Source organism: Rahnella sp. JUb53 (assembly GCF_004346065.1).
GTDB lineage: Bacteria > Pseudomonadota > Gammaproteobacteria > Enterobacterales > Enterobacteriaceae > Rahnella > Rahnella variigena.
The window spans coordinates 176081-194387 of the sequence record NZ_SLYT01000002.1; the positions used below are offsets into that span (position 1 = coordinate 176081).

At 51.0% G+C, this 18307-nt stretch carries 28 protein-coding genes; 5 read left to right on the forward strand and 23 right to left on the reverse strand.

All coding sequences use genetic code 11. The features are described 5' to 3' along the window. Positions 1 to 26: 26 nt before the first annotated feature. The 10 genes from EC840_RS05360 to EC840_RS05405 all read right to left on the reverse strand — a co-directional run bounded on the left by EC840_RS05360 (position 27) and on the right by EC840_RS05405 (position 7688). Positions 27 to 1505: a phage portal protein gene (locus EC840_RS05360; RefSeq protein ID WP_132964257.1), complete on the reverse strand. Its 1479-nt coding sequence runs from the start codon at positions 1503 to 1505 to the stop codon at positions 27 to 29. Next, positions 1505 to 1720 (reverse strand): hypothetical protein, encoded by a 216-nt coding sequence (locus EC840_RS05365; RefSeq protein ID WP_132964259.1) that lies wholly within the window; start codon positions 1718 to 1720, stop codon positions 1505 to 1507. Before EC840_RS05365 ends, EC840_RS05360 begins: the two co-directional genes overlap by 1 nt. Then, the gene (locus tag EC840_RS05370; protein ID WP_132964261.1) at positions 1717 to 3819 is read right to left on the reverse strand and encodes a phage terminase large subunit family protein; all 2103 of its coding nucleotides are present in this window, start codon (positions 3817 to 3819) and stop codon (positions 1717 to 1719) included. The genes EC840_RS05365 and EC840_RS05370 overlap by 4 nt, the downstream gene beginning before the upstream one ends. Continuing rightward, on the reverse strand, positions 3819 to 4307 hold the full coding sequence (locus tag EC840_RS05375; RefSeq protein ID WP_132964263.1) for a DUF1441 family protein: 489 nt from the start codon (positions 4305 to 4307) through the stop codon (positions 3819 to 3821). Before EC840_RS05375 ends, EC840_RS05370 begins: the two co-directional genes overlap by 1 nt. A 216-nt stretch (positions 4308 to 4523) precedes the next feature. Beyond that, positions 4524 to 4718 (reverse strand): hypothetical protein, encoded by a 195-nt coding sequence (locus EC840_RS05380; protein ID WP_132964265.1) that lies wholly within the window; start codon positions 4716 to 4718, stop codon positions 4524 to 4526. 10 nt (positions 4719 to 4728) lie between these two features. Further along, positions 4729 to 5262, reverse strand: a complete 534-nt coding sequence (locus tag EC840_RS05385; protein ID WP_243701020.1) for a lysis system i-spanin subunit Rz — start codon at positions 5260 to 5262, stop codon at positions 4729 to 4731. A gap of 10 nt (positions 5263 to 5272) precedes the next feature. Further along, positions 5273 to 5899, reverse strand: a complete 627-nt coding sequence (locus EC840_RS05390) for a glycoside hydrolase family 19 protein (protein WP_132964269.1) — start codon at positions 5897 to 5899, stop codon at positions 5273 to 5275. Next, positions 5896 to 6183: a phage holin family protein gene (locus EC840_RS05395; protein ID WP_132964271.1), complete on the reverse strand. Its 288-nt coding sequence runs from the start codon at positions 6181 to 6183 to the stop codon at positions 5896 to 5898. Before EC840_RS05395 ends, EC840_RS05390 begins: the two co-directional genes overlap by 4 nt. Next, on the reverse strand, positions 6170 to 6550 hold the full coding sequence (locus EC840_RS05400) for a phage holin family protein (RefSeq protein WP_132964273.1): 381 nt from the start codon (positions 6548 to 6550) through the stop codon (positions 6170 to 6172). Before EC840_RS05400 ends, EC840_RS05395 begins: the two co-directional genes overlap by 14 nt. An 82-nt stretch (positions 6551 to 6632) precedes the next feature. Further along, positions 6633 to 7688 (reverse strand): site-specific DNA-methyltransferase, encoded by a 1056-nt coding sequence (locus EC840_RS05405; protein ID WP_207914743.1) that lies wholly within the window; start codon positions 7686 to 7688, stop codon positions 6633 to 6635. Between the two features lie 554 nt (positions 7689 to 8242). Between EC840_RS05405 and EC840_RS05410 the strand changes: the two genes are divergently transcribed. Together EC840_RS05410 and EC840_RS05415 are read left to right on the forward strand one after the other, a co-directional pair. Continuing rightward, on the forward strand, positions 8243 to 9271 hold the full coding sequence (locus EC840_RS05410; protein ID WP_132964275.1) for a hypothetical protein: 1029 nt from the start codon (positions 8243 to 8245) through the stop codon (positions 9269 to 9271). Between the two features lie 7 nt (positions 9272 to 9278). Continuing rightward, positions 9279 to 9857, forward strand: a complete 579-nt coding sequence (locus tag EC840_RS05415) for a hypothetical protein (protein WP_132964277.1) — start codon at positions 9279 to 9281, stop codon at positions 9855 to 9857. Positions 9858 to 9862: 5 nt separating this feature from the next. Here EC840_RS05415 and EC840_RS05420 read toward each other — a convergent pair whose 3' ends face one another. The 12 genes from EC840_RS05420 to EC840_RS05470 form a co-directional block, all read right to left on the reverse strand. After that, a complete protein-coding gene (locus EC840_RS05420; protein WP_132964279.1) occupies positions 9863 to 10213 on the reverse strand; it encodes an antiterminator Q family protein in 351 nt (116 codons plus the stop codon). 14 nt (positions 10214 to 10227) lie between these two features. Then, complete coding sequence (locus EC840_RS05425) at positions 10228 to 11241, reverse strand: DUF968 domain-containing protein (protein ID WP_132964281.1); 1014 nt, start codon at positions 11239 to 11241, stop codon at positions 10228 to 10230. Then, on the reverse strand, positions 11238 to 11927 hold the full coding sequence (locus EC840_RS05430) for a DNA-binding protein (protein WP_132964283.1): 690 nt from the start codon (positions 11925 to 11927) through the stop codon (positions 11238 to 11240). Before EC840_RS05430 ends, EC840_RS05425 begins: the two co-directional genes overlap by 4 nt. Before the next feature lie 14 nt (positions 11928 to 11941). Beyond that, positions 11942 to 12316, reverse strand: coding sequence for a RusA family crossover junction endodeoxyribonuclease (locus tag EC840_RS05435; protein ID WP_132964284.1), 375 nt, complete (start codon positions 12314 to 12316; stop codon positions 11942 to 11944). Then, positions 12313 to 12588, reverse strand: a complete 276-nt coding sequence (locus EC840_RS05440; protein ID WP_132964286.1) for a hypothetical protein — start codon at positions 12586 to 12588, stop codon at positions 12313 to 12315. Before EC840_RS05440 ends, EC840_RS05435 begins: the two co-directional genes overlap by 4 nt. Continuing rightward, a complete protein-coding gene (locus tag EC840_RS25250; protein ID WP_165929011.1) occupies positions 12588 to 12743 on the reverse strand; it encodes a hypothetical protein in 156 nt (51 codons plus the stop codon). Before EC840_RS25250 ends, EC840_RS05440 begins: the two co-directional genes overlap by 1 nt. Then, entirely contained in the window at positions 12740 to 13282 is a 543-nt protein-coding gene (locus EC840_RS05445; RefSeq protein WP_132964288.1) for a phage N-6-adenine-methyltransferase, read from the reverse strand. The genes EC840_RS25250 and EC840_RS05445 overlap by 4 nt, the downstream gene beginning before the upstream one ends. Beyond that, the gene (locus tag EC840_RS05450; protein ID WP_132964290.1) at positions 13279 to 13578 is read right to left on the reverse strand and encodes a hypothetical protein; all 300 of its coding nucleotides are present in this window, start codon (positions 13576 to 13578) and stop codon (positions 13279 to 13281) included. The genes EC840_RS05445 and EC840_RS05450 overlap by 4 nt, the downstream gene beginning before the upstream one ends. After that, positions 13575 to 14585 carry a conserved phage C-terminal domain-containing protein gene (locus EC840_RS05455; RefSeq protein WP_132964292.1) on the reverse strand — a complete coding sequence of 337 codons (1011 nt, stop codon included), beginning with the start codon at positions 14583 to 14585 and terminating at the stop codon, positions 13575 to 13577. The genes EC840_RS05450 and EC840_RS05455 overlap by 4 nt, the downstream gene beginning before the upstream one ends. Beyond that, positions 14582 to 14704, reverse strand: a complete 123-nt coding sequence (locus tag EC840_RS05460) for a DUF4222 domain-containing protein (RefSeq protein WP_243701021.1) — start codon at positions 14702 to 14704, stop codon at positions 14582 to 14584. The genes EC840_RS05455 and EC840_RS05460 overlap by 4 nt, the downstream gene beginning before the upstream one ends. Before the next feature lie 237 nt (positions 14705 to 14941). Further along, the gene (locus tag EC840_RS05465; protein ID WP_132964294.1) at positions 14942 to 15463 is read right to left on the reverse strand and encodes a YmfL family putative regulatory protein; all 522 of its coding nucleotides are present in this window, start codon (positions 15461 to 15463) and stop codon (positions 14942 to 14944) included. Positions 15464 to 15482: 19 nt separating this feature from the next. Next, on the reverse strand, positions 15483 to 15713 hold the full coding sequence (locus EC840_RS05470) for a helix-turn-helix transcriptional regulator (RefSeq protein WP_132964296.1): 231 nt from the start codon (positions 15711 to 15713) through the stop codon (positions 15483 to 15485). A 106-nt stretch (positions 15714 to 15819) separates the two neighbouring features. On the opposite strand from EC840_RS05470, the gene EC840_RS05475 reads away from it, so the two are divergent. Next, the gene (locus EC840_RS05475) at positions 15820 to 16479 is read left to right on the forward strand and encodes a S24 family peptidase (protein WP_132964298.1); all 660 of its coding nucleotides are present in this window, start codon (positions 15820 to 15822) and stop codon (positions 16477 to 16479) included. A 241-nt stretch (positions 16480 to 16720) separates the two neighbouring features. Then, positions 16721 to 16879, forward strand: coding sequence for a hypothetical protein (locus tag EC840_RS25255; RefSeq protein WP_165929012.1), 159 nt, complete (start codon positions 16721 to 16723; stop codon positions 16877 to 16879). Here EC840_RS25255 and EC840_RS05480 read toward each other — a convergent pair. Continuing rightward, entirely contained in the window at positions 16857 to 17093 is a 237-nt protein-coding gene (locus EC840_RS05480; protein WP_132964301.1) for a hypothetical protein, read from the reverse strand. The genes EC840_RS25255 and EC840_RS05480 overlap by 23 nt on opposite strands. Positions 17094 to 17781: 688 nt before the next feature. Here EC840_RS05480 and EC840_RS05490 point away from each other — a divergent pair. Beyond that, positions 17782 to 18300 carry an HD family hydrolase gene (locus EC840_RS05490; RefSeq protein WP_132964305.1) on the forward strand — a complete coding sequence of 173 codons (519 nt, stop codon included), beginning with the start codon at positions 17782 to 17784 and terminating at the stop codon, positions 18298 to 18300. The last annotated feature ends 7 nt before the right edge of the window (positions 18301 to 18307 follow it).

The following is an 18307-nucleotide window of genomic DNA, read 5'->3' on the forward strand; positions in this document are numbered from 1 at the left end:
CGGAGGCCTTGGGTGACACACCCAGTTTATTTCTTCGATTCTTTCGCACTGGCTTCCCCTTTATCGTTTGCCGGGTCCGTGTCGAAGACCAGACCTAACGTTTTGTTTTCGTCGACTTCCGCCTTGCGGCGGCGTTTTACATCGCCCGGATTCGCGCCGCGCGCCCTGACCCAGTCCCCTTCTGTCGCCGCACCGCCGCGTAACAGCACGCGCCAGGAGTTGGCCTCTTTCATCGGGTCAATCCACGGCATCACCGGCCCGCTGTAGACCGCATTAAACAACGTCGCCATGTCCACATCGGGCGGTACGTCGATCACGCCTGCCGTGATCGCCATCTGCAACCAGCTGCGGTACATCGGTCGGGTCACTGCGGCAATAAATGCATCCTGAAGAATGCCGTAGCCTTCAAAGGACTCCACCAGCTCCTGACGCTGAGAACTGTAAGTGCCGTTGTAGTTGCGGGAGATACTGGAAAAGCTGCTGCGGCTGCCGGCGGCCACCGCCCTGAGCTGCCCGTTGCGGAACGTCTCAAGGTTAGGATTCGGCCGGTCCGATTTAATCATTCCGATTTCTTCGCCGGGCTCGAGGTCATCAAAGAGCATGCCGGGCTCAATATTAAGCTCGCGGGAGTCCTTACCATTACCATCCGCGTTTTCGTAGGATTGCCCGTCTCCTTTTTTGACGTACATACCCAGCGCGGCGGCAATACGTGCGGCCGTCAGTTCAGAATCTTCATACTCTTTCAGCGCGCTCAGGCGGATCAGAATGCCGGATAGCAGGCTGTTTCCCCTGACCTGATGAAGCCGGCGCATGAATTTCAGGTGCATCATGCCGTCTGCGGGGATTTCTTTTGTGTTACCGAGCGCCACACCTGAAGTCACCAGATTTTTATAGACGACATACTTTGTCGGGCGGCCCCAGTTGTTGAGATAGATCCCCTGACAAACTCCCTTCCCGGTATCGTTCATCTCCAAAGGAATGTAGTCCGGCTCCAGCGCCTCAACCCAGAATGGAATTTTCGCCGTCGGGGTAAGTCCGGGTGCTGAACCCCGTACCATCTGGCCGAAAACCTCTCCGTCGCGCAGCCAGGTTCTTGCCATCAGCCGCTCAAGAACGGGACGGGTAAACTGCCCTGTCACATCGGGGGAAACTGACCACTCCGCCCAGGCTGCCCGTATTTGTTTCGAGAGCTCATCGGCCACCAGCCCCGTTTTCAGGATGGGCTGAGGGTCAACCACAATTCCGCGCGCGCCGACAATACGCTCTTCGAGTTTGTCCAGCAGGCCAATCACCAGATCGTGATTATTGTCCAGCCAGCGCGCCTGCTCCCTGATCGACCGGCCAGCAAACTGCGTGAGCTGATTTGCGTTGCGGTTTTCCCGCTTCGCCCGGTGCGTACGGGTCGGCAATGCTGCCTCATAGGCATTGATAGCCACACGGGACCGCAACCGGGAAGCTTTCCAGCCCGGCGAAAATATGCCAATGGCATCATCAATCAGGCTCATCACACAAACCTCGCCAGCCGGTATTGCGGTCGCCCGCGCTGCGCAGCCAGTAACGTGCTGAGCCGGCGCTCCCATTTCTCGCGCCCCTTTTGTATCTCGCTTAAGTTCTCCATCGTCATGGACTGCCCGTTAAAGGTGATGGATTTCCCCTGCAGGACGGCGCGTTCAGCAGTCATATACTGCTGGATCATGTCTTCAATATCGGCCTGATTCATACCCAGCCTCCTGATGTTGATGGCGCCCAGGCAGAGGGTTTATCCTCTTTCTTGACGCGGGTTGTTTTCGGTTTTTGATGGTTGCTGCGGGGTTTCGGAACGGATGCTTCAGAAGGTGCAAGGGGAGCGGATTGTTGAATGGGTTGCGCCCAATCAGGCGGCTTTTCCCAGTTTATCCGTTCGTACCCTCGCAAAATCACCAGCGCATGGGCGTAAACCATCAGGTCAAACGCTTCGTTCGCTCCTTTGCCAGGCTTCGTCCATTTGCCGTCAGCACCTCGTTCTTCATAGGTCAGTTCGTCGTAAAACCACTCTCCCAGCCAGTCAGGAAAGTGAACGTAGTTAGCCCCCGGCGTATCGCGCTGAAGCGCGTTACTGATCCGGTCTTTGAGCATATTGGTTTGCAGAAGATAGAGGGGCACGTCGCCGCGGGCCTCTGCCCGGCGGTTTGGGCGGTCGGTATTGTCCGGCAATGACTTGGTGATCAGCTTGCTGCGGGTGGTGCTGTCGCCTTTAAAGAGATAAACGCGCTTATGTACGCCATCGCGGCGGCATTGTCGCCAGAACTCATAGGCATTACCGGTGACGCCGTCTTCACCGCCGGAATCAACGGCCATCGCCAAGACGGACAGAGAAACATCCGGATTACTATCGAGTGGCCAGGTCTTATCCAGCACGTCGGTGCGCAGCAGGTTCCAGTCTTCCAGATAGCCTGCAGGGTCAACCGGCGGACTTTCGCCGTTTGGTCCCGTTCTCATCGACTGTTTGATGTTATACCGGTCGACTATCCACCGCTCACCGTGCGCGCCATAGCCAATAACTTGCACAACGAACCGCCGGTTGCGCCCGCCCTGCACGTCAACGGCCGCCACCAGAAAACGCACGCCGTCTGGCACCGTACGCTTAGTGACGGTAACGGCGCGTGCCATAAGGGTTTCGGATTTCCGCTGCTCAGCACTGGACTGAGGAATGTAAGGCAGACCCCAGTCGGTGTTGATCACCGCTTTAAGGGTTTCTTCACTGCCGTTCGCCTCGTAATCCTGCTGAGCTGAAAGCAGTTTGTAGACCAGCTGCGAAAGCGTTTGGTATGCCGCCGCAGGCCCTTCCATCCAGAATGACGCAATGCGCGAGCGTCTGGCCGTGCCCGTGACAGTGCCATCACGGTCAATCTTCTCGCCATCACGCAGCCAGACGCCTTTCTGATTTAAAGCGCGCTTCTGGTCTGCTGTGACTTTTCCGCGGCAATGTGGGCATTCAATGAATGCCGCCTCGCTGGCAACCACCGGATCGACAATATTCTGATAGCCCTGCACCACATCTTTCGCCGGTTGGAAGTGTTCGCCGCAGTGCGGACAAGGCCAGTACCAGCGTCGGCGATCGCCGCGGTTATATAATGAAAGAATGCCGGTGGTCGGCGGGGCTTCATGAAGTGAACTTCGCCGCCACTTGGTATCTCGGATATCGCGGCCCGGTGAACTCTCCACCAGCGTCATACCGGATGACATAAATGTCGTGGTACGTTTTGAGGCCAGTGTGAAGCCGTCACCTTCTCCGTCGATATCCTCGGGAAAGCGGTCATAGTCCGTCAGCGCCACGCACTTATAATCGGATGACGACATGATGTTAATAGAGGGCCAGCCGATTTTAAGGTAGTTACCGGCGCGAAACGTTCGGTCGTAGACGTTGTTGTCATTACGCCGGGGACTCAGGCGCTTGGCTACTTCAGGGCTGCTGCGGAAAGTACGGTCAAGACGCTTTTTACTGTGTTCGCGCGCTTTCTCTTCTGTCATCTGGATAAGCAGCATATCGGAGGGATCGCAGACAACGTTGTAGACTATCCAGCCATCAATCAGGCCGATGGTTTTACCCGTCCGGGACGGTCCGACGAAAATCACGGCATCGTATTCACGCGATGCCAGACAATTCATAGGCTCAATGACATACGGCGCCAGATTCGGATCCCAGGGAACGGAGTTGCCAGCCCCCATCGGTACACGCATATATTGGCTGACCGCATCGGCAACCAGCATACGCCGCGGTGCGCGAAGTATTCCTGGTACATCTCTCCGGATACCACGCGCTGAAGCCCGCTTTGCCATCAGTCCTCCTCAGACGTCTCCTCCTCCGGTTCTGCGTCAATGACTTTCTGCGCAATCTGGTCACGCAAATCATCAATAATATTTTGTACTCGCATCACGGCAGACGGCGGAAGAGCACAATCTCGCTCGAGCACGTCCGGCAACGTTTCCAGTACCTGAACGACTGCCTTCGCCATAACCGAAAATTCTCTTGCCACGTCTTCCGCAGGGATAAGTTGCCCCATGCTTTGCTCAAAACTCAGCCGCTCATTCTCGGCCTTCCAGTGCGCCAGGCGGTCGGATGGCGTCATTTCAGCGACGTCACCTGAAACCGTGGGGGTCATCAATTCAGTTAGCACATCTGTAACTGAAAATAATTTAAGTTTCGCATTACTGCCTGGGGCGGGATCAACATTCTTCAGGCGCCCCGCGACGGTCTGCCGATGCACACCGGTGATACCTGCAAGCTGGTTGATGTTGAGTTTGAGTGAGGCGATCTCTTGGTCCATGATGGTGAACACTTTTTAAACGAATCGACATCTTTGCAAATTGGGTATTATAAAAATCAATAACCTGCACAGATGATGATGATGACCTAGGATCCGAAAAACTAGCCGTTTTCCGCGAGCGCGCCGCCCCGTGGAGAGGCCCCCTGCCGGGAGTACCTTTCATAAATGATAATCATTATCACAGGCACTCAGTGAATGCATGCTGTAATGCCTTGGCTATCTTCGATAAAGAATCCCACCCGGTTGCAAAGCGCGCTTAATCGTCTCCTCTACCACTTCAGTGATTGCGACTTTCATTTCAGGACTGAGTTTTAACTTGGTGGCTAACGAATCTTGAACCGCAATGCTCATAGAACTGCTGTATTGAGAAACAGCCTGGTCTATTTCTGCACTTGTCTTATCAGTTTTCATTGAGCATTACCTATTGGATTTTGCATCGCTTCCGGGCTTCAGCGGCGAAACCCTGAAGGTATTGGATCACTTTGTCGTCTTTGATGGCGCTGGCTCGGAGATCGAGAACAGCCCGTCCACCAGCGCCAGAGAGTTCGACTTGTGCTGCATCGCCCACGCCGCCGGTTCCGGTAGTACTGTTCCCGACGAGCTCGCAGGTGGCAAGGTTTGCTGCCGCGATCCGCACCCGGCGAGTGCCAGCAGCGACATCAGCGCGCAGCCTGTCATTCTTGGCCTGTTCATCGGCTAATTCCTTCGTGTGTTTGGCATCCAGCGCCGCCAATGCGGTTTGTGCCGCTTCGGTGCGTTTCTTCTGGTTGGTCAGGTCAATCACTGCCTGATCACTGATTTTCTTCAGCTCTGCGGTGTGGGTCGCTTTCAGCTTTGACACGTTGGCGTCCCAGCGCAGCCCCTCAATCCACCACACAAGCGCGGCGGCCAGCAGTATGGCAACCGCCGATTTCCAGTGAGCTTTAAGCACAGCAGAGAACAGGGATGTTTCCACGTTGTGCCTCTCAGATGCCCAGTGTTTTCTGGGCAATTGCCAGACGAGCCTGCCGATCGGCCAGACCATTTACGCCACCGTTGATGCGTTTGGTCAGCCCCACAAAGTCGCCTGAGTCGGCGAAGCTTTTGCAGTTGTTGGCTTTCCAGAACCAGCCCGCCGACCGCGCCGCGTATTCATCTTTCAGAAGCAAGTCAGGATCGGTGATTAGGTCAATGCCCAGCGCACGGCCACAGGCCAGATAGTTATCGAGGAACGTGATTTGTTTCAGGCCACGACCACGGAATTTATAACCGTCACCCGCGGCTTTGTTTCCGTACCGGCCACCATAAGCAAGATTAGCAATGGCGCGCTGGCGCTCAACAGGCAGTGGACCTTCACCATTCCGGCGCCCGAGTTGTTCACGCTGTGATGCAGTGAGGCGCGTAAACACCGAAAGGCCGGCGATCGAATAATTGAAGGACTCGACCAGCGTTTTAAATCCACCAGACTCATGCCCCACCTGCGCAATGAATGCCGCCTTACGCGCCGGGGTGGAAATATCGAATTCAGCCATCGTGGACACCACATGCGGATACCAGCGCGCGGCTAAGTCGGCGCTCAGGGAAGCCGCCCGTGTAAATTGATCTTTTGTCATTGCGGATGTCTCAGGACTTTAATGATCTTCGCCACGTTCCCACGCACTGCGAATATTGCAATGCAGATAACGAGGTTCAGCAAGAGGATAGCCCAGCGCGTGCCGTCGTAATGGTCGAACAGGAAACGCAGCGGGACATGACCATAAATCAGGATCAGCAAGTAGGCCAACCACGACGCCCAGCGGCGATGTGTAGCCCCGTTCTTTCGAAAGAAGCTCAGCCGGATAACAACCAACGTACACACCACCACGTTCAGGATTACCAGCGGGTCATTTATTACCACTTTGCCCCCTCCACCGATCAATCAGTGATGTTGGGTTCTTTGCCCTGTTGCTGGCGAACGTAAGCAACTGCACCGCCAGTGCGGAGATGATCACCGCGCCCAAGGCATCCAATGGTTTATCAGGGTAACTGAGCCAGGCCGCCAACTTAGCGCCAGCAACACCGGCACCAAACAGGCCGCACATGAATGAAACGCCAAAATACGAAATACGGTGCCACGCTGACAGGTCAACGGCTGACGTGACGTAGAAAACAGCGCCAGCAAAGGCACCGAAAACCACGCCGTAATCCAGACCGGTGAACCAGCCGAAAACGCCGACCGTGGCAAGCGCCGCTGAAGCCGCTGTAGCTGATACCGGCTCGGACATTGATAAACCCCTTATCGCTGTTATTGTCCTCCACGAATCGAGGGCATAAAAAAGCCCCAGACTATGCCGGGGCTGTAATGTGTTATGAGGCATTCGACTGTTCAGGGAATACTTCTCCCAACGTCTGGTTATACCGTTCCTCTTCCAGTTCCACGCCAAGCGCGAAACGTCCCAGTTTGATGGCCTCTTTTATCGTGGAACCTGATCCCATGAAAAAATCAGCCACTACATCACCCGGTCGGCTGCTGGCGTTGATGATGTCTCTCATCATCTCAGCTGGTTTTTCGCACGGATGTTTACCGGGATAATATGGAACTGACTTATACGTCCACACGTCAGTAAACGGTACGAGACTCGTCACTGCGAAAGGCCGCCGCAAACGCTTTAGCTCATCCACCAGATCCGCATAACGTCGGGATAATGAATGATATTCCACTACCAACTGATGATGAGGGAGTTCCAGCTCTTGCCGCGCATGTTTTTCGCGGGCTACGCGATCAAATAAGCCTTGAAGCGCCAGGTAGTCTTTCTCACTGGGTAATTGCCACTGGCTCTCACTGAACCAATGCGAAGCCATTTGCTTACCAGTAGCCTCATGAATTACTTTAGCACTTATCCCCAAGGCTTTACGGGCATCACTAAAATAATCAACCAAAGGCTTGAGCGTATTTTTGCGCTGCTCCTTGCACTGCGTGGAATAACTCGATGCCTTACCTCTATAAGGTCCGCTGTAATGCTCAGCGAAGAGGATCCGCTCAGTGGCTGGGAAATACGACCTCAAGTCTTCTTTGTGCTGCCTGTTCCACGGCCCAGAAGGTTTGGCCCAGATGATGTGGTTCAGAATTTTGAACCGCTCACGCATCAGTAACTCAGTGTCAGCAGCCAAACGCGAACCGCAAAATACGTACAGGCTGCCTGATGGTTTTAGTACGCGCCAGAACTCCGCAAACATCTCGTCAAGCCACGCCAGATAAGCTGACTCGTCAGGCCATTGATTGTCCCATTTACATGATTTAACCCTGAAATATGGAGGATCCGTAGCTATCAGGTCAATGCAGTTATCAGGTAAGGTTTTGATGTATTGAAGTGAGTCAGCACAAATAATATTTATACTGTTTAAATTCACAGTGTTTTTCATAGATCAGAGACGCCCTTTTTGATAGGCTCCATTTGCTGTGTGCACATCAGCAATGGGCCTAGGTTCGCTCGTGACCAACTAACGGGCGAATGGCGTGCACGATGTTATCAGCATCATGTACGCCGCCCATTCCACAAACAAATAAGCCCTGGCAGATGCCGGGGCTTTTCTTTATTCGAAACCACTTTTCGCAGTGGCCGCGCTCATGCCTTTGAGTCACGCATTTGGCTGTAACCGTTTTGCGGTTGGCTCTCGCAAGCTCTAACGGTGCTTCTTTTGTCATTTACCCTGACCAGATGCAAAGCTGGCTCCATTATTGGACTCGGGGCAGCATCACAACTGCTGCGTTGGCTGACGTCTGCGGTCTATCCGTTTACTGGTACATTTTACTATCCTCCAGAAATGTCAAAACCCCGCCTGAGCGAGGTTCTGAGATTGTCTAAGCTTTGTGACTACGTGACCACTCTTAACAGATTACGATAGTTTTTGCGTACGCGTTAGCCTTCTTGTAAAATTTTCTTATACAGCGATATACAACATGGACAAAAGAAAAAATGTCGACTCTGGATGCCTTTACCCGTTTGGTTACCCATCATCAGGTAACTATTGATACAAAATTTAGAACACAGTCTATCGAGGAATCTCAAAAATCCCAATGTGTTTGCCCAATTCCTACCATGCTTGAGCTATCACCATGGATTGTGGAACAAAAGGGTATGATTCATTCTTATCAGGATGGAGAAATTATTTTAACACTTCAGGATGTAAAAGTTTTATCAAACAGGTCAGATAAAATAGCAAGCCACCTAGCTTTATTAGTAAATGTTGTGAACAAAAACGGAAGTGTAACCGTAATTAAGAATACTAAAACTCTGAACCGGCAAGAAATTTCTCCGAATCACCAAGCTGGTGAAGGATATGAAATTTCCTCTCATATTGTGATATCCCTAAATGGCAATAAGAGGACTTACGATATGACCTATATGCCGGTCCCCAAAGTTTCGACATCCCGCATGAATGGTTTTTTAGATAGAGTACTCTTTGAGCTTTCAAGAAAACATGAAAGTAAATTCACGGCAAACTCGACAACTAATGTCATTTCTCCATCGTCAAACAAACCCAAAAAGGTATTGTACAAGCCAGTATTTGATATGAGCGGCAAGCTTGACCAGGACCTTTTCAATAAAATTAATAAAGAAGGGCTTGCTGATGTTATGTTAGTGAGAAATGAGTTTTCTGTTATTAATGCACCTGATGTTAATCAGTCTATTATTCCTAAGCAAAGCACTCTAAGAATTGTCCCTAATCATGGCCAGCAAGATGTCATAGGGTGGGTTAAAAACATATCATCCTATTTTAAGCAGGATAATAACGGCGGCTATGACTTAATAAAGATAAAATTCAAAGAGCCAGATACTGATGCCATCAGGCAAGTTGAACTTCAAACATCAAACATCAAACTTGATGGATTAGAAAAAACGTTCATTAAAAAGAGCGTTTTGTCTGGGTTTACATCGCGATTGAAGGACTCCTATGATAGTATAGAACTTGAAACTGCGACCAAAATGATTGATGTTATGTGAGGCTAATATGGGCGAATTATTATTTCATTTAGTTAGACCTTTTGGCTACCTTAATATTAAAGGTATCAATGGTAAAAAAGCTTACGATTGGTATATACCTTTTGTATTGATGCTTCTATCTATAGGGTACTTTTATTTGCTAAAAATACCTTTTACTGATCTATCTAAAGAAAATGGTTTCATTAAAACAGTAGTCTCATTTATCACAAGTTTGCCGGGATTTTACATAGCAGCCCTTGCTGCAATTGCAACTTTCAATCGCGAGCAAATTGACTATCCATTAATTGGTGAAAATGGGGCGCCATTCATCGAGATAGTTGTAACCAAAGAAAATGGAAGAACCGTTAACTCTCAGGAAGAACTCACTAGGAGATTGTTTTTATGTATGTTATTTTCATTTTTGACAGCATTAAGCATTATCATCGTAATGCTTAATGCGTTCATCTCTCCTGTACTTGCAGCTTACCCTTACCTTTTATTACACTTTTCTTATTCATGCATATTTATTTTTCTCACTTGGCAGTTACTTGTTGCCACCTTCTTTGGATTATATTACTTAGGTGATAGAATCCACATGAACTATTAGGCCCACTAGTTGGGCTTAATGACCATTCGTACACCAAGTATAAAACCTTGTGCCGTTTGCATATCTTTCCTCACTGTACCATCTGAACATTTTCGTCTTTTAGCAATCGTCCTTAATGAAATGTTGAATACGTAATGCAAAATTATCAATTCGAACTCTTCAACCCTGTATTTTTTAAGCCGCGCCACACAACCGTCAATCAAGATGCCTTCATCATCATCGCATTGTAATCGTGACTTAGATGTTTGTGGCAAGAGACCTTTGAAGCCTGCTGCTATCGGAGAAAAGTCCACACCGCTATTGTCGCTGGCAGCCCATGCGCCCCAAAGTTCTAAAGTCTCATGAATATCACGCATTTTTCTCTCCACACTTATTTTTGCTTGCCGGTAGCGATAACACCCATCGCCAGCGCGCGGTCTAATGTCTTCATGACCAAATACATCTGATCACCATGTTCTTCTTCCCAAGCCTGCGTATTCGCATGAAGTGAGTCGTGACACCGTCTGCACAGCGGGATCACGAACAGGTCATGCGATTTTGTTGCCATGCCGCCAAAGCCATTGCCGGTTATATGGTGAGGATCATCAGACCCGTTGCCACAGCCGCAGCATGGCTGGCGCTTTACCCATTGGGTGTATTTTGCGTTTTCGTACCGGCGGCGCTTCGGAATACGGAGGAATGATTCCGGCGTCTCCGGGTCGATTGCCAGCGCCAGAACCGGTTTGATGTTGTTCTCCAGCTCTTCACGTGGTTGCCTCTCCCACGGGTTCACATCCGCTTCTTTACCCTGACCACCCGGGGGTTTGTATTTAACCCCCAGCGCTTCGCAAATAATTTCCGGCGGCAGCAAATGAGCCAGCCCTTTCGTCACGGCCCACCAGCACAGTTCCGGCAAAGTAAGGTGACGCCCGTCCAGCAGACCATAACGGTACCGGATCGCCTCAGTCACAAACTCGGCGGCGTTCACCAGCGCGATAGCATCCAGTTTTGGCGATTCTTTTTCCCGAAACTCGTTATCATGCGCCCAGCACAGGCAGACAACGCCACGACCGCGGGGAACCTGCACCAGCTCATGGTGATGAAATTCCCCGCTGTAGTCCGGACACTGGCACACACGGTGGCGTTTAACCCACAGCGTCAGCGCTTCCATGCCGCCAACTCTGGCGATTACTGCTGGTGATGACAGGAAACCAGACAGACGCGGATCACGCGAAAGAGATTGCGCTTCTGCCGGTACCACACCATCAGGCAGTTTATGGAGTTCGGCTGGCTCGTTGGTGATCAGCAGGCGTTTACTGCTGAAGAACTTCACCATGTCCGCCGGCAGCGCGAACTGCACGATCCCCAACTCTCGCTGGGGGTATGGTTTCAGTAATGCTCTCACGCCGCGTTCTCCTGTTTCTGTCGCAGATAGCCGGCCCACAGTCCGGCAACCCATTCAATACCCTTCGCCGTGAATCTGGCCTGTCGAAACGCATGCTGATTCTGCTGGCTGGTACCGGTTTTCACCTCAAATCGACCTGCCTCTAAATGATTGGCCTTTGGCGTCAACTGGCCTTCCAGCCGGTAAACAATGTCTTTCTCAAGCAGGAACAACCGAAATTCTGGTTCTTTCGCATGCAGCAATTTGCAGACCGCGCGGAATCCCATAGAGCCCTTAGCCATGACGTACTGATCAACGAAATCAACTTTCGGCGCGGCCAGCGCCAGCTGAGATTCCAGTACCTGTTTTTCTTCGGCCAGATCAGCAGCCAGTCGTAACGCTTCCGGCAATGACTGAGGTAACTGGCTTTTCGATTCCAGTTCCTGCCAGCGGTCAACTACCGCGGCTGTGAACTCGGGCGACAGCCGGGCAACCAGCACCAGCGAATCGCGCTTATTGAACCGGTATTCAAAATATCTGTTTCCGTTATGCTCAAATTCGAACTGCGCCAACGGCGCGGTTAAAACGCCACCAACTGCGAGCCTTTCAGCTGACCGTTTCACGTCGCTATGCTTACTTTGCACCAGCTCCGCAATCTCACGGCTCGACATCGTTACCACTTTTCCTGACAGCAAACTGTTCGACATAATCACTCCACACGTTAAACCGGCTGCACACCGGCGGGTTTGAAATCAGTAATCGTTATTTCTGCCTTCCCTTCTTTGATAACCGGTCCCCATTCGACCGTCATTCGTTTTACCTGGCTGTCGTCTTTCCAGATCCCCGCATGGGTCAGACCATCAAACAGAGCCTTCTGGAAATTATCTAAATCGCGTTTCGCCCTGGTCGGGGGGTAGAGCACCAGATGCACATCCAGTTCGGTGAGTAGTGCCGTCGGGCGGCTACGCAACTGCTGATAAATCGACGCCAGCGCATTGGAACGGAAGATCCGCCCGCGCTCGCTGATCAGCACACCCTTTCGGGTTGAGCGCCAATAACCGTTGACGCTCGGCGGGAATGGTAACGTCAGGATCATTCTTCCTCCTCGATAACCGACTCGCAGGTAAACTGGATTTCGCTATCAAATGGAAGTTCTCCCCCCAGATGAATAACCGGACCGAAAGCCTGCATGAGTGACCAAAGCTGAAATTTTGAATACCCCTCGGAATCAGTAGCTGGTGGTGTAAAGTCAGGCAGGCTTGGTGCAATGCGCTGAAGTTCTTCACGATTCGATTTCATGACAGACAGGCCAAATTCGTTCAGCTTTACCTTGACGTAGTTATTTATATTTACCGTTGCCGTTTTCACTATTTCACCTCCCCTGCTTTGAGCAGGCTATTCAGCACAGCATCAGCATGGTCCAGCGCACTATCGTGATCCGACGGGCAAAGCTCGCCAGTTGGTGATGCAGCCTTGAGATAGCTGCGATAGGCATCGAGCCAGATTTTCTGGAGTTCGTTCACGCTGCCACCTCCTGAAGGTACTCAGCGCCAGCAGTGATCAGCGCTTCACGCGAAACGGTGGTGAATTGCCCGCGCGGTTTGATGAATGGGCGCCAGATAACGAGCATGCTGCCCTTGCTGTTGCCGTTCTTCCCTGGCTTGCCGGTACCGGCATTGATGAAGGACAGGCGACCATCAGTGATAAAGCGGATTTCGTCGGCGGTAGTCAGCGCCAGCGAGAACCAACCTGTTGAGGTATCGGCGGGCAACAGCATTACCACCGGCTGGTGCTGGGCGCGGCATTGCTCGGCGGCCTTCTCCACCCACGGGGTGATCGCGCTGTATGGCGGGTTACACCAGATGGCGCCGTAACTCTCCCAATCGGCAGCCAGCGCATCATCGGCTTCGGTCAGATACCTGGCACACAGCGCATTCTGGTGGTCGGCGGCGGCGTCCAGATAAAAACCAAACTCCAGATCAAGCGCGGTGAATACTTCAACCGGCGTCTGCCAGCGGTCTTTGTGCTCGTTTGGTGTGGTGCTTGCGAATTCAGATGTCATGCCTGCCCCCTTCCCTGACGTACTGCCCACAGATTGCGTTCAAACTCAGCACTGATTTCAGCCTTGGTTTTCACTGAACCTGATGGTGTTGCAAGGCTGTATTTGCGTGGGTAAGTCTCGGTATGAACCAGATGCACTTCAGGACGGGCTCTCAATGCGATGATTGCGCTGTGAATTGCCGTCTTGTGGGGTGTCATGCCGGTTCTGGCTACGATCAGCGCTTCAAGCTGTGCTGATGACCGCGGTGTGCTATCGCGTTGCAGTTCTTCAAGAACTAACTCTGGGTAAGTTTTCATGCTGCTTTCACTCCCTGCTGGCGCTGGGCACATTCTTTCCAAATCTTGGCCCACTGCGATATGGCGAAATCGGCGCGCATGCTGCGGATGTTGGCTTTGCTGGCCTCGGCGCAAACCGTTTTTTCCAGCGCACTCGGTGCCTTGGTTGCCGCTACTCCGCTAATGAACCGGCGGTATGCCGCATCCCGCTCGGCTGCATCAACTGCAACGTCACCTTCACGCTCCCACTTCCCGTTTTTGCGCGCTGGACGGCCTGCACGATTCCAGGCGTTAGCGCCTTCGAGGTAGCCAGGGAACTTTGAAGGTTGAAAGAGCGTGGACGGTCGCAGGTACTCGGCCATTTCCAGATCGCCTCCCCATTTGGCATGCATGTAATCAACCGTCAGCTGATGTTCTTCAGTGGTGAAGCCTTCACGCAGTCTGGCGCGGATGTTATCCAGTGAGGATTTGCTGACCTGATAGCGGGAGCCGGTGACCTGGTTCAGGTAGTTCAGAACCTGTTTAGCCTGATCAGTAATTTCGACTTCGGCGTCGGTCTGCACAGCAGGCTGACAAGAGGTTTTATTATCTGATGGATCTTGTTTTGAATTTACTAACGGATCCCCCCCAGATTCTGGCGGGTGAAAACCGGTATTCGTGTTGGATTTTGATGCCTCAAATTTTGACCGGTCAGAATTTGATGCGTCAGATTTTGATGCGTCAGAATCTGACGGTTCAGCAGCAGCACGAAGCTTCGCAATATTCAGCTGGTACATGTTCGACGTATTGCGGTTTCCCTTGCGGCGCTGGGTACTGGTGATCCAGCCGTCAGCCTCAAGTTTGCCCAACGTAGTGCGCACAGTGCTTTCACCGGCACCCAGCTGGCGGGCAATGGTGGTAATCGACGGCCAGCACAGGCCTTCGTCAGAACTGAAGTCAGCGAGGCGCGCCATAATGGCAACCGCCGATATTTTTAAACCGGCAGCAGCGCAACCATCCCAGACGTATGCGGATAACTTAACGCTCATAAGACCCTCTTAAACTTTCGCCGGAATTGTTCAGTAGACTGGGCGCACTCATGCGGGTAACCGGCGCGCATGAAGATGACGCGATCCCCTGCTCTGTCGAAGCCCACGACGTGTACCACAACGCCCCGCCAATGCTAGTAACGCCTGTCCAGCTTTTGGATTTCTTCAGACATGCCGTCACCTTCTGGCTGCTATGGCGGACGTAACCTACCCACCACGCCGCGAACTGGTAGTTGCAGGGCATCCACTCACCATCGATAATCACTTCATACGAGAAAGAGCCAGCGGTACCGCCAGTAGCTTTACCGCGCATTTGCGGAACGCCAGCTTTTACGAGTAAACTGTTCATGCGTTAATTACTCCACACACGTTTTTAATGCGCCCGACGCCTCAAGCTGCACACTTGGGGCGTCAACCTTTCCGGACTTCTGCTTTTTGCCAAACAGCGCCAGCACAGCCCGAACCTCAGCATCACGCGCCGATAAATGACGGTGGTGATACTTCATAATCTCTGCGGCCTCAGCTTCATCAATCACACCATCTTCCAGGGCTGCCTGAATAATCATGTCGACGTGTCCACGGTGCGCCGCCGTGCGCAAGCTTTTGCTGAACAGTTCGACCTGGTCCAATTCGTCCAACTGAGGGATATCGACGAACAGGCCACCGCGGCGCTGGGCGAAGTATTCAGCCAGGAAACTGGTACTGCTGATGTCTTCCATCGCTTCCAGCTCAACAATTTCGAAAAACCGGCAGCCGTTTTTTTCATACAGGTTGTTGTTGAACTGCGTTTCAGTCATGCCCAGAGCGCCAGCCATTGCAGACCGTCCGCCGGGGTAGGCTTTGCACATCGCTTTTACTGTTGATTTGAGATCTACCATTTCATTTTTCCTTCGGTAGTTATGGCTGAGCGCCAGCAGTGATAGTCTTTGTTGGTGGGAAAACATCATCAATGCTTACATTCGCGCCAAAATTGTTAAGCGCAGAAACGATGGTCCTACATTGATCAATGTTTACGTTTCTCTTGCCGTTCTCGTAATGACAAACCGCTCCCTTTGTTATCCCTAGGGCATTAGCTAAGTGCCCTTGAGTAATGCCCAGTTTGGTTCGTATGGCTCGTAGGTTGTTCATTGAGTTCTCCTGTAAACACACTAAATATACATTTTGTATTCATATCTCGCAAGAAGATATACGTTATGTGTCTCGATTGTATGTATACAACTTGTATCATTTGGGTATGACTATGAAATGGTACGATCTCGCTAAGTCTCTGATGAAAAATCAGGGCATCAATCAAGAGCAGTTAGCAGAACATCTTGGTATTACTAAAGGTGCGGTGAGCCATTGGCTAAATGCCAGGCGGGAGCCCAGCCTTAGTGACATTTCAAAAATCCTGCATTTTTTAGGAAAACGTAACTTTTCGGTTGGTGCTGGCGGGTTAATTATCGATGAAGAACTTAAGGGTGACGTTGCCTACATTGGGCCTTATTCTTCAGGCAAAAAATATCCTGTAGTAAGCAGTATAAAGGCTGGGATGTGGGGGGAGGCTGTTGAAGCTTACTCCTTGAAAGACATAGACCAATGGCTGGAGTCTGATGCTCATATTCAGGGAGATGCCTTTTGGCTTAAGGTTGATGGCGATTCAATGACTGCTCCTGTGGGCCTAAGCGTTCCAGAGGGAACTTATGTCTTATTTGATACTGGTCGAGATGCAACCAACGGAAGTTTAGTCATCGCCAAGCTTTCAGACTCCAATGAAGCCACTTTCAAAAAGCTTGTTATTGACGGCGGGCAGAAGTACTTGAAAGGGTTGAACCCCCAATGGCCGCTAGTGCCTATCAACGGCAACTGCAGAATTATTGGCGTTGCTGTTGAAACAAAATTGCGCCTTGTTTAGAGCACTTTTGATCTTAAGCCAGTCTTGAGGCTGGCTTTCTAACATTATTCCCCTGAATCATCCCCGAGTTCTTCCATCACAGATCAGCCTCCCAGAAATTAAAACAACTTAAAATACATTATGTTACCCAATATTGATATGGATTGTATACAATTTGTATTTACTTATTAAAATACGTTTTGTATATTTAATTCATCGGTTGCACAACGGCAAGAACATAGCTGCTTAATGAGGTATCAGGATGGATAAGCAAGAACCGAAAACTGTTGGTCTGGCATCTTCGAATAAAGAGTTCATCGAAGAAACGGATTCTGAAAGCTTGCAAGAGCAAGCACAGGGAGTAGCCGCCTTTATAGAAGGCGGCGAGATTACCAAAATTAATCTCTTATCTTCGGATTGAAAGCTTCAATTCGGTTAATGAGCAACTTGGTTGCCGAGGCAACGGCAGGATCCTTACCTTTATAAGCTTGAGCATGACGATTTAGATTTTCAATGACGTCGCTCTTTACTGTGGGTAAGGCGGTTGAAACGGAATGAAGCGCTACCGTGAATGCGTTCTCAAGAGCTTCAATCCTACGGGCTAAAGTGACTAAATTAGTCGAAGCGTTTTCCACCTTCATTTCCTTCTTGGCTGTGTGAGAACTACCAAGATAACACCGCCGCCTGAGGTGGAGAAGTGACCAGGCACGCAACAGAAAGAACACTGTAGCTTAATGGCAGTTTGAATAATTCAACCCTGGCGGCTGGATTCAATATGGGGAAAGAGGTGGTCTGGCAGAGGCGGAACTAGGGCAATATAGGGAGTGTCCCTGAATGTGACTACTGAGCTCACATCTACTGGGTGGTGGCAAAGAGCGCAGACGAGTGAGGAAACCATGTCAGAGCTTGGATAATTGGAAGAGGCTACAAAACGTTCAGAAGTACATTTCTCACAAGAGAGTTTTATATCAGGCATTTTTAGAACTCTGGCGATAGGTGCGGGACTTAATTGGAATTATTAAGAGTTTTCCTATTCATATTTTAGTGTAGCAGCTTTCTCCATTTTCGCCGGATTAGTGCAGCAGAAAGATCACTGATAAGTCGGTACAGCAGGTAAGCGCATTGGTCGCGAGTGTTCTTACCGCTGAAACCAGAGTAAATAAGGGTCGTAAAAACAACCCCGGAGCGAAACCAGTATACCCATTGCTCAACCAGCGGCTCTTATCTATGCCTGAGCAAATTAATTGCCACAACCGGCAAGGGCTTCGATCAACCCAAAAACAGTGTGCAGCATATTTCTCTCTTAATGTGTGGAGTAATTTTATGACCTGGTTAACCACCTTTTCCGGCCAGCATCTGGATTTCTCAAATCCTAATGTGCTCGCCTTCAATATCGCCGACATCGCGCAGGGTCTGTCCCACGAATGCCGATTTGCAGGGCAGATTGCCGACTTCTACAGCGTGGCTCAGCACTCTGTTCTGTGCAGCATGATTGTTGAACCGCAATACCAGCGCGAAGCCCTGTTGCATGACGCCACTGAAGCGTACATGAAGGACATCCCCGCACCGCTGAAACGCATGCTGCCGGACTATTCCCGAGTAGAGCGCCAGATTGACGCCCTGATCCGCGAGAAGTACAAACTGCCACGCGAGATGAGCGCCATCGTCAAAACTGCTGACCTGATCATGCTGGCGACCGAACGCCGGGATCTGGAAGTAGATGCTGATAACTTCTGGCCGATTCTGAAAGGTATCAAACCGACAGACATTCTTATCACACCTCTCAACCCAGTACAGGCCAGAGCTTTGTTTATGCGCCGCTGGGAAGAGCTGATGTTCTGATCAGGGG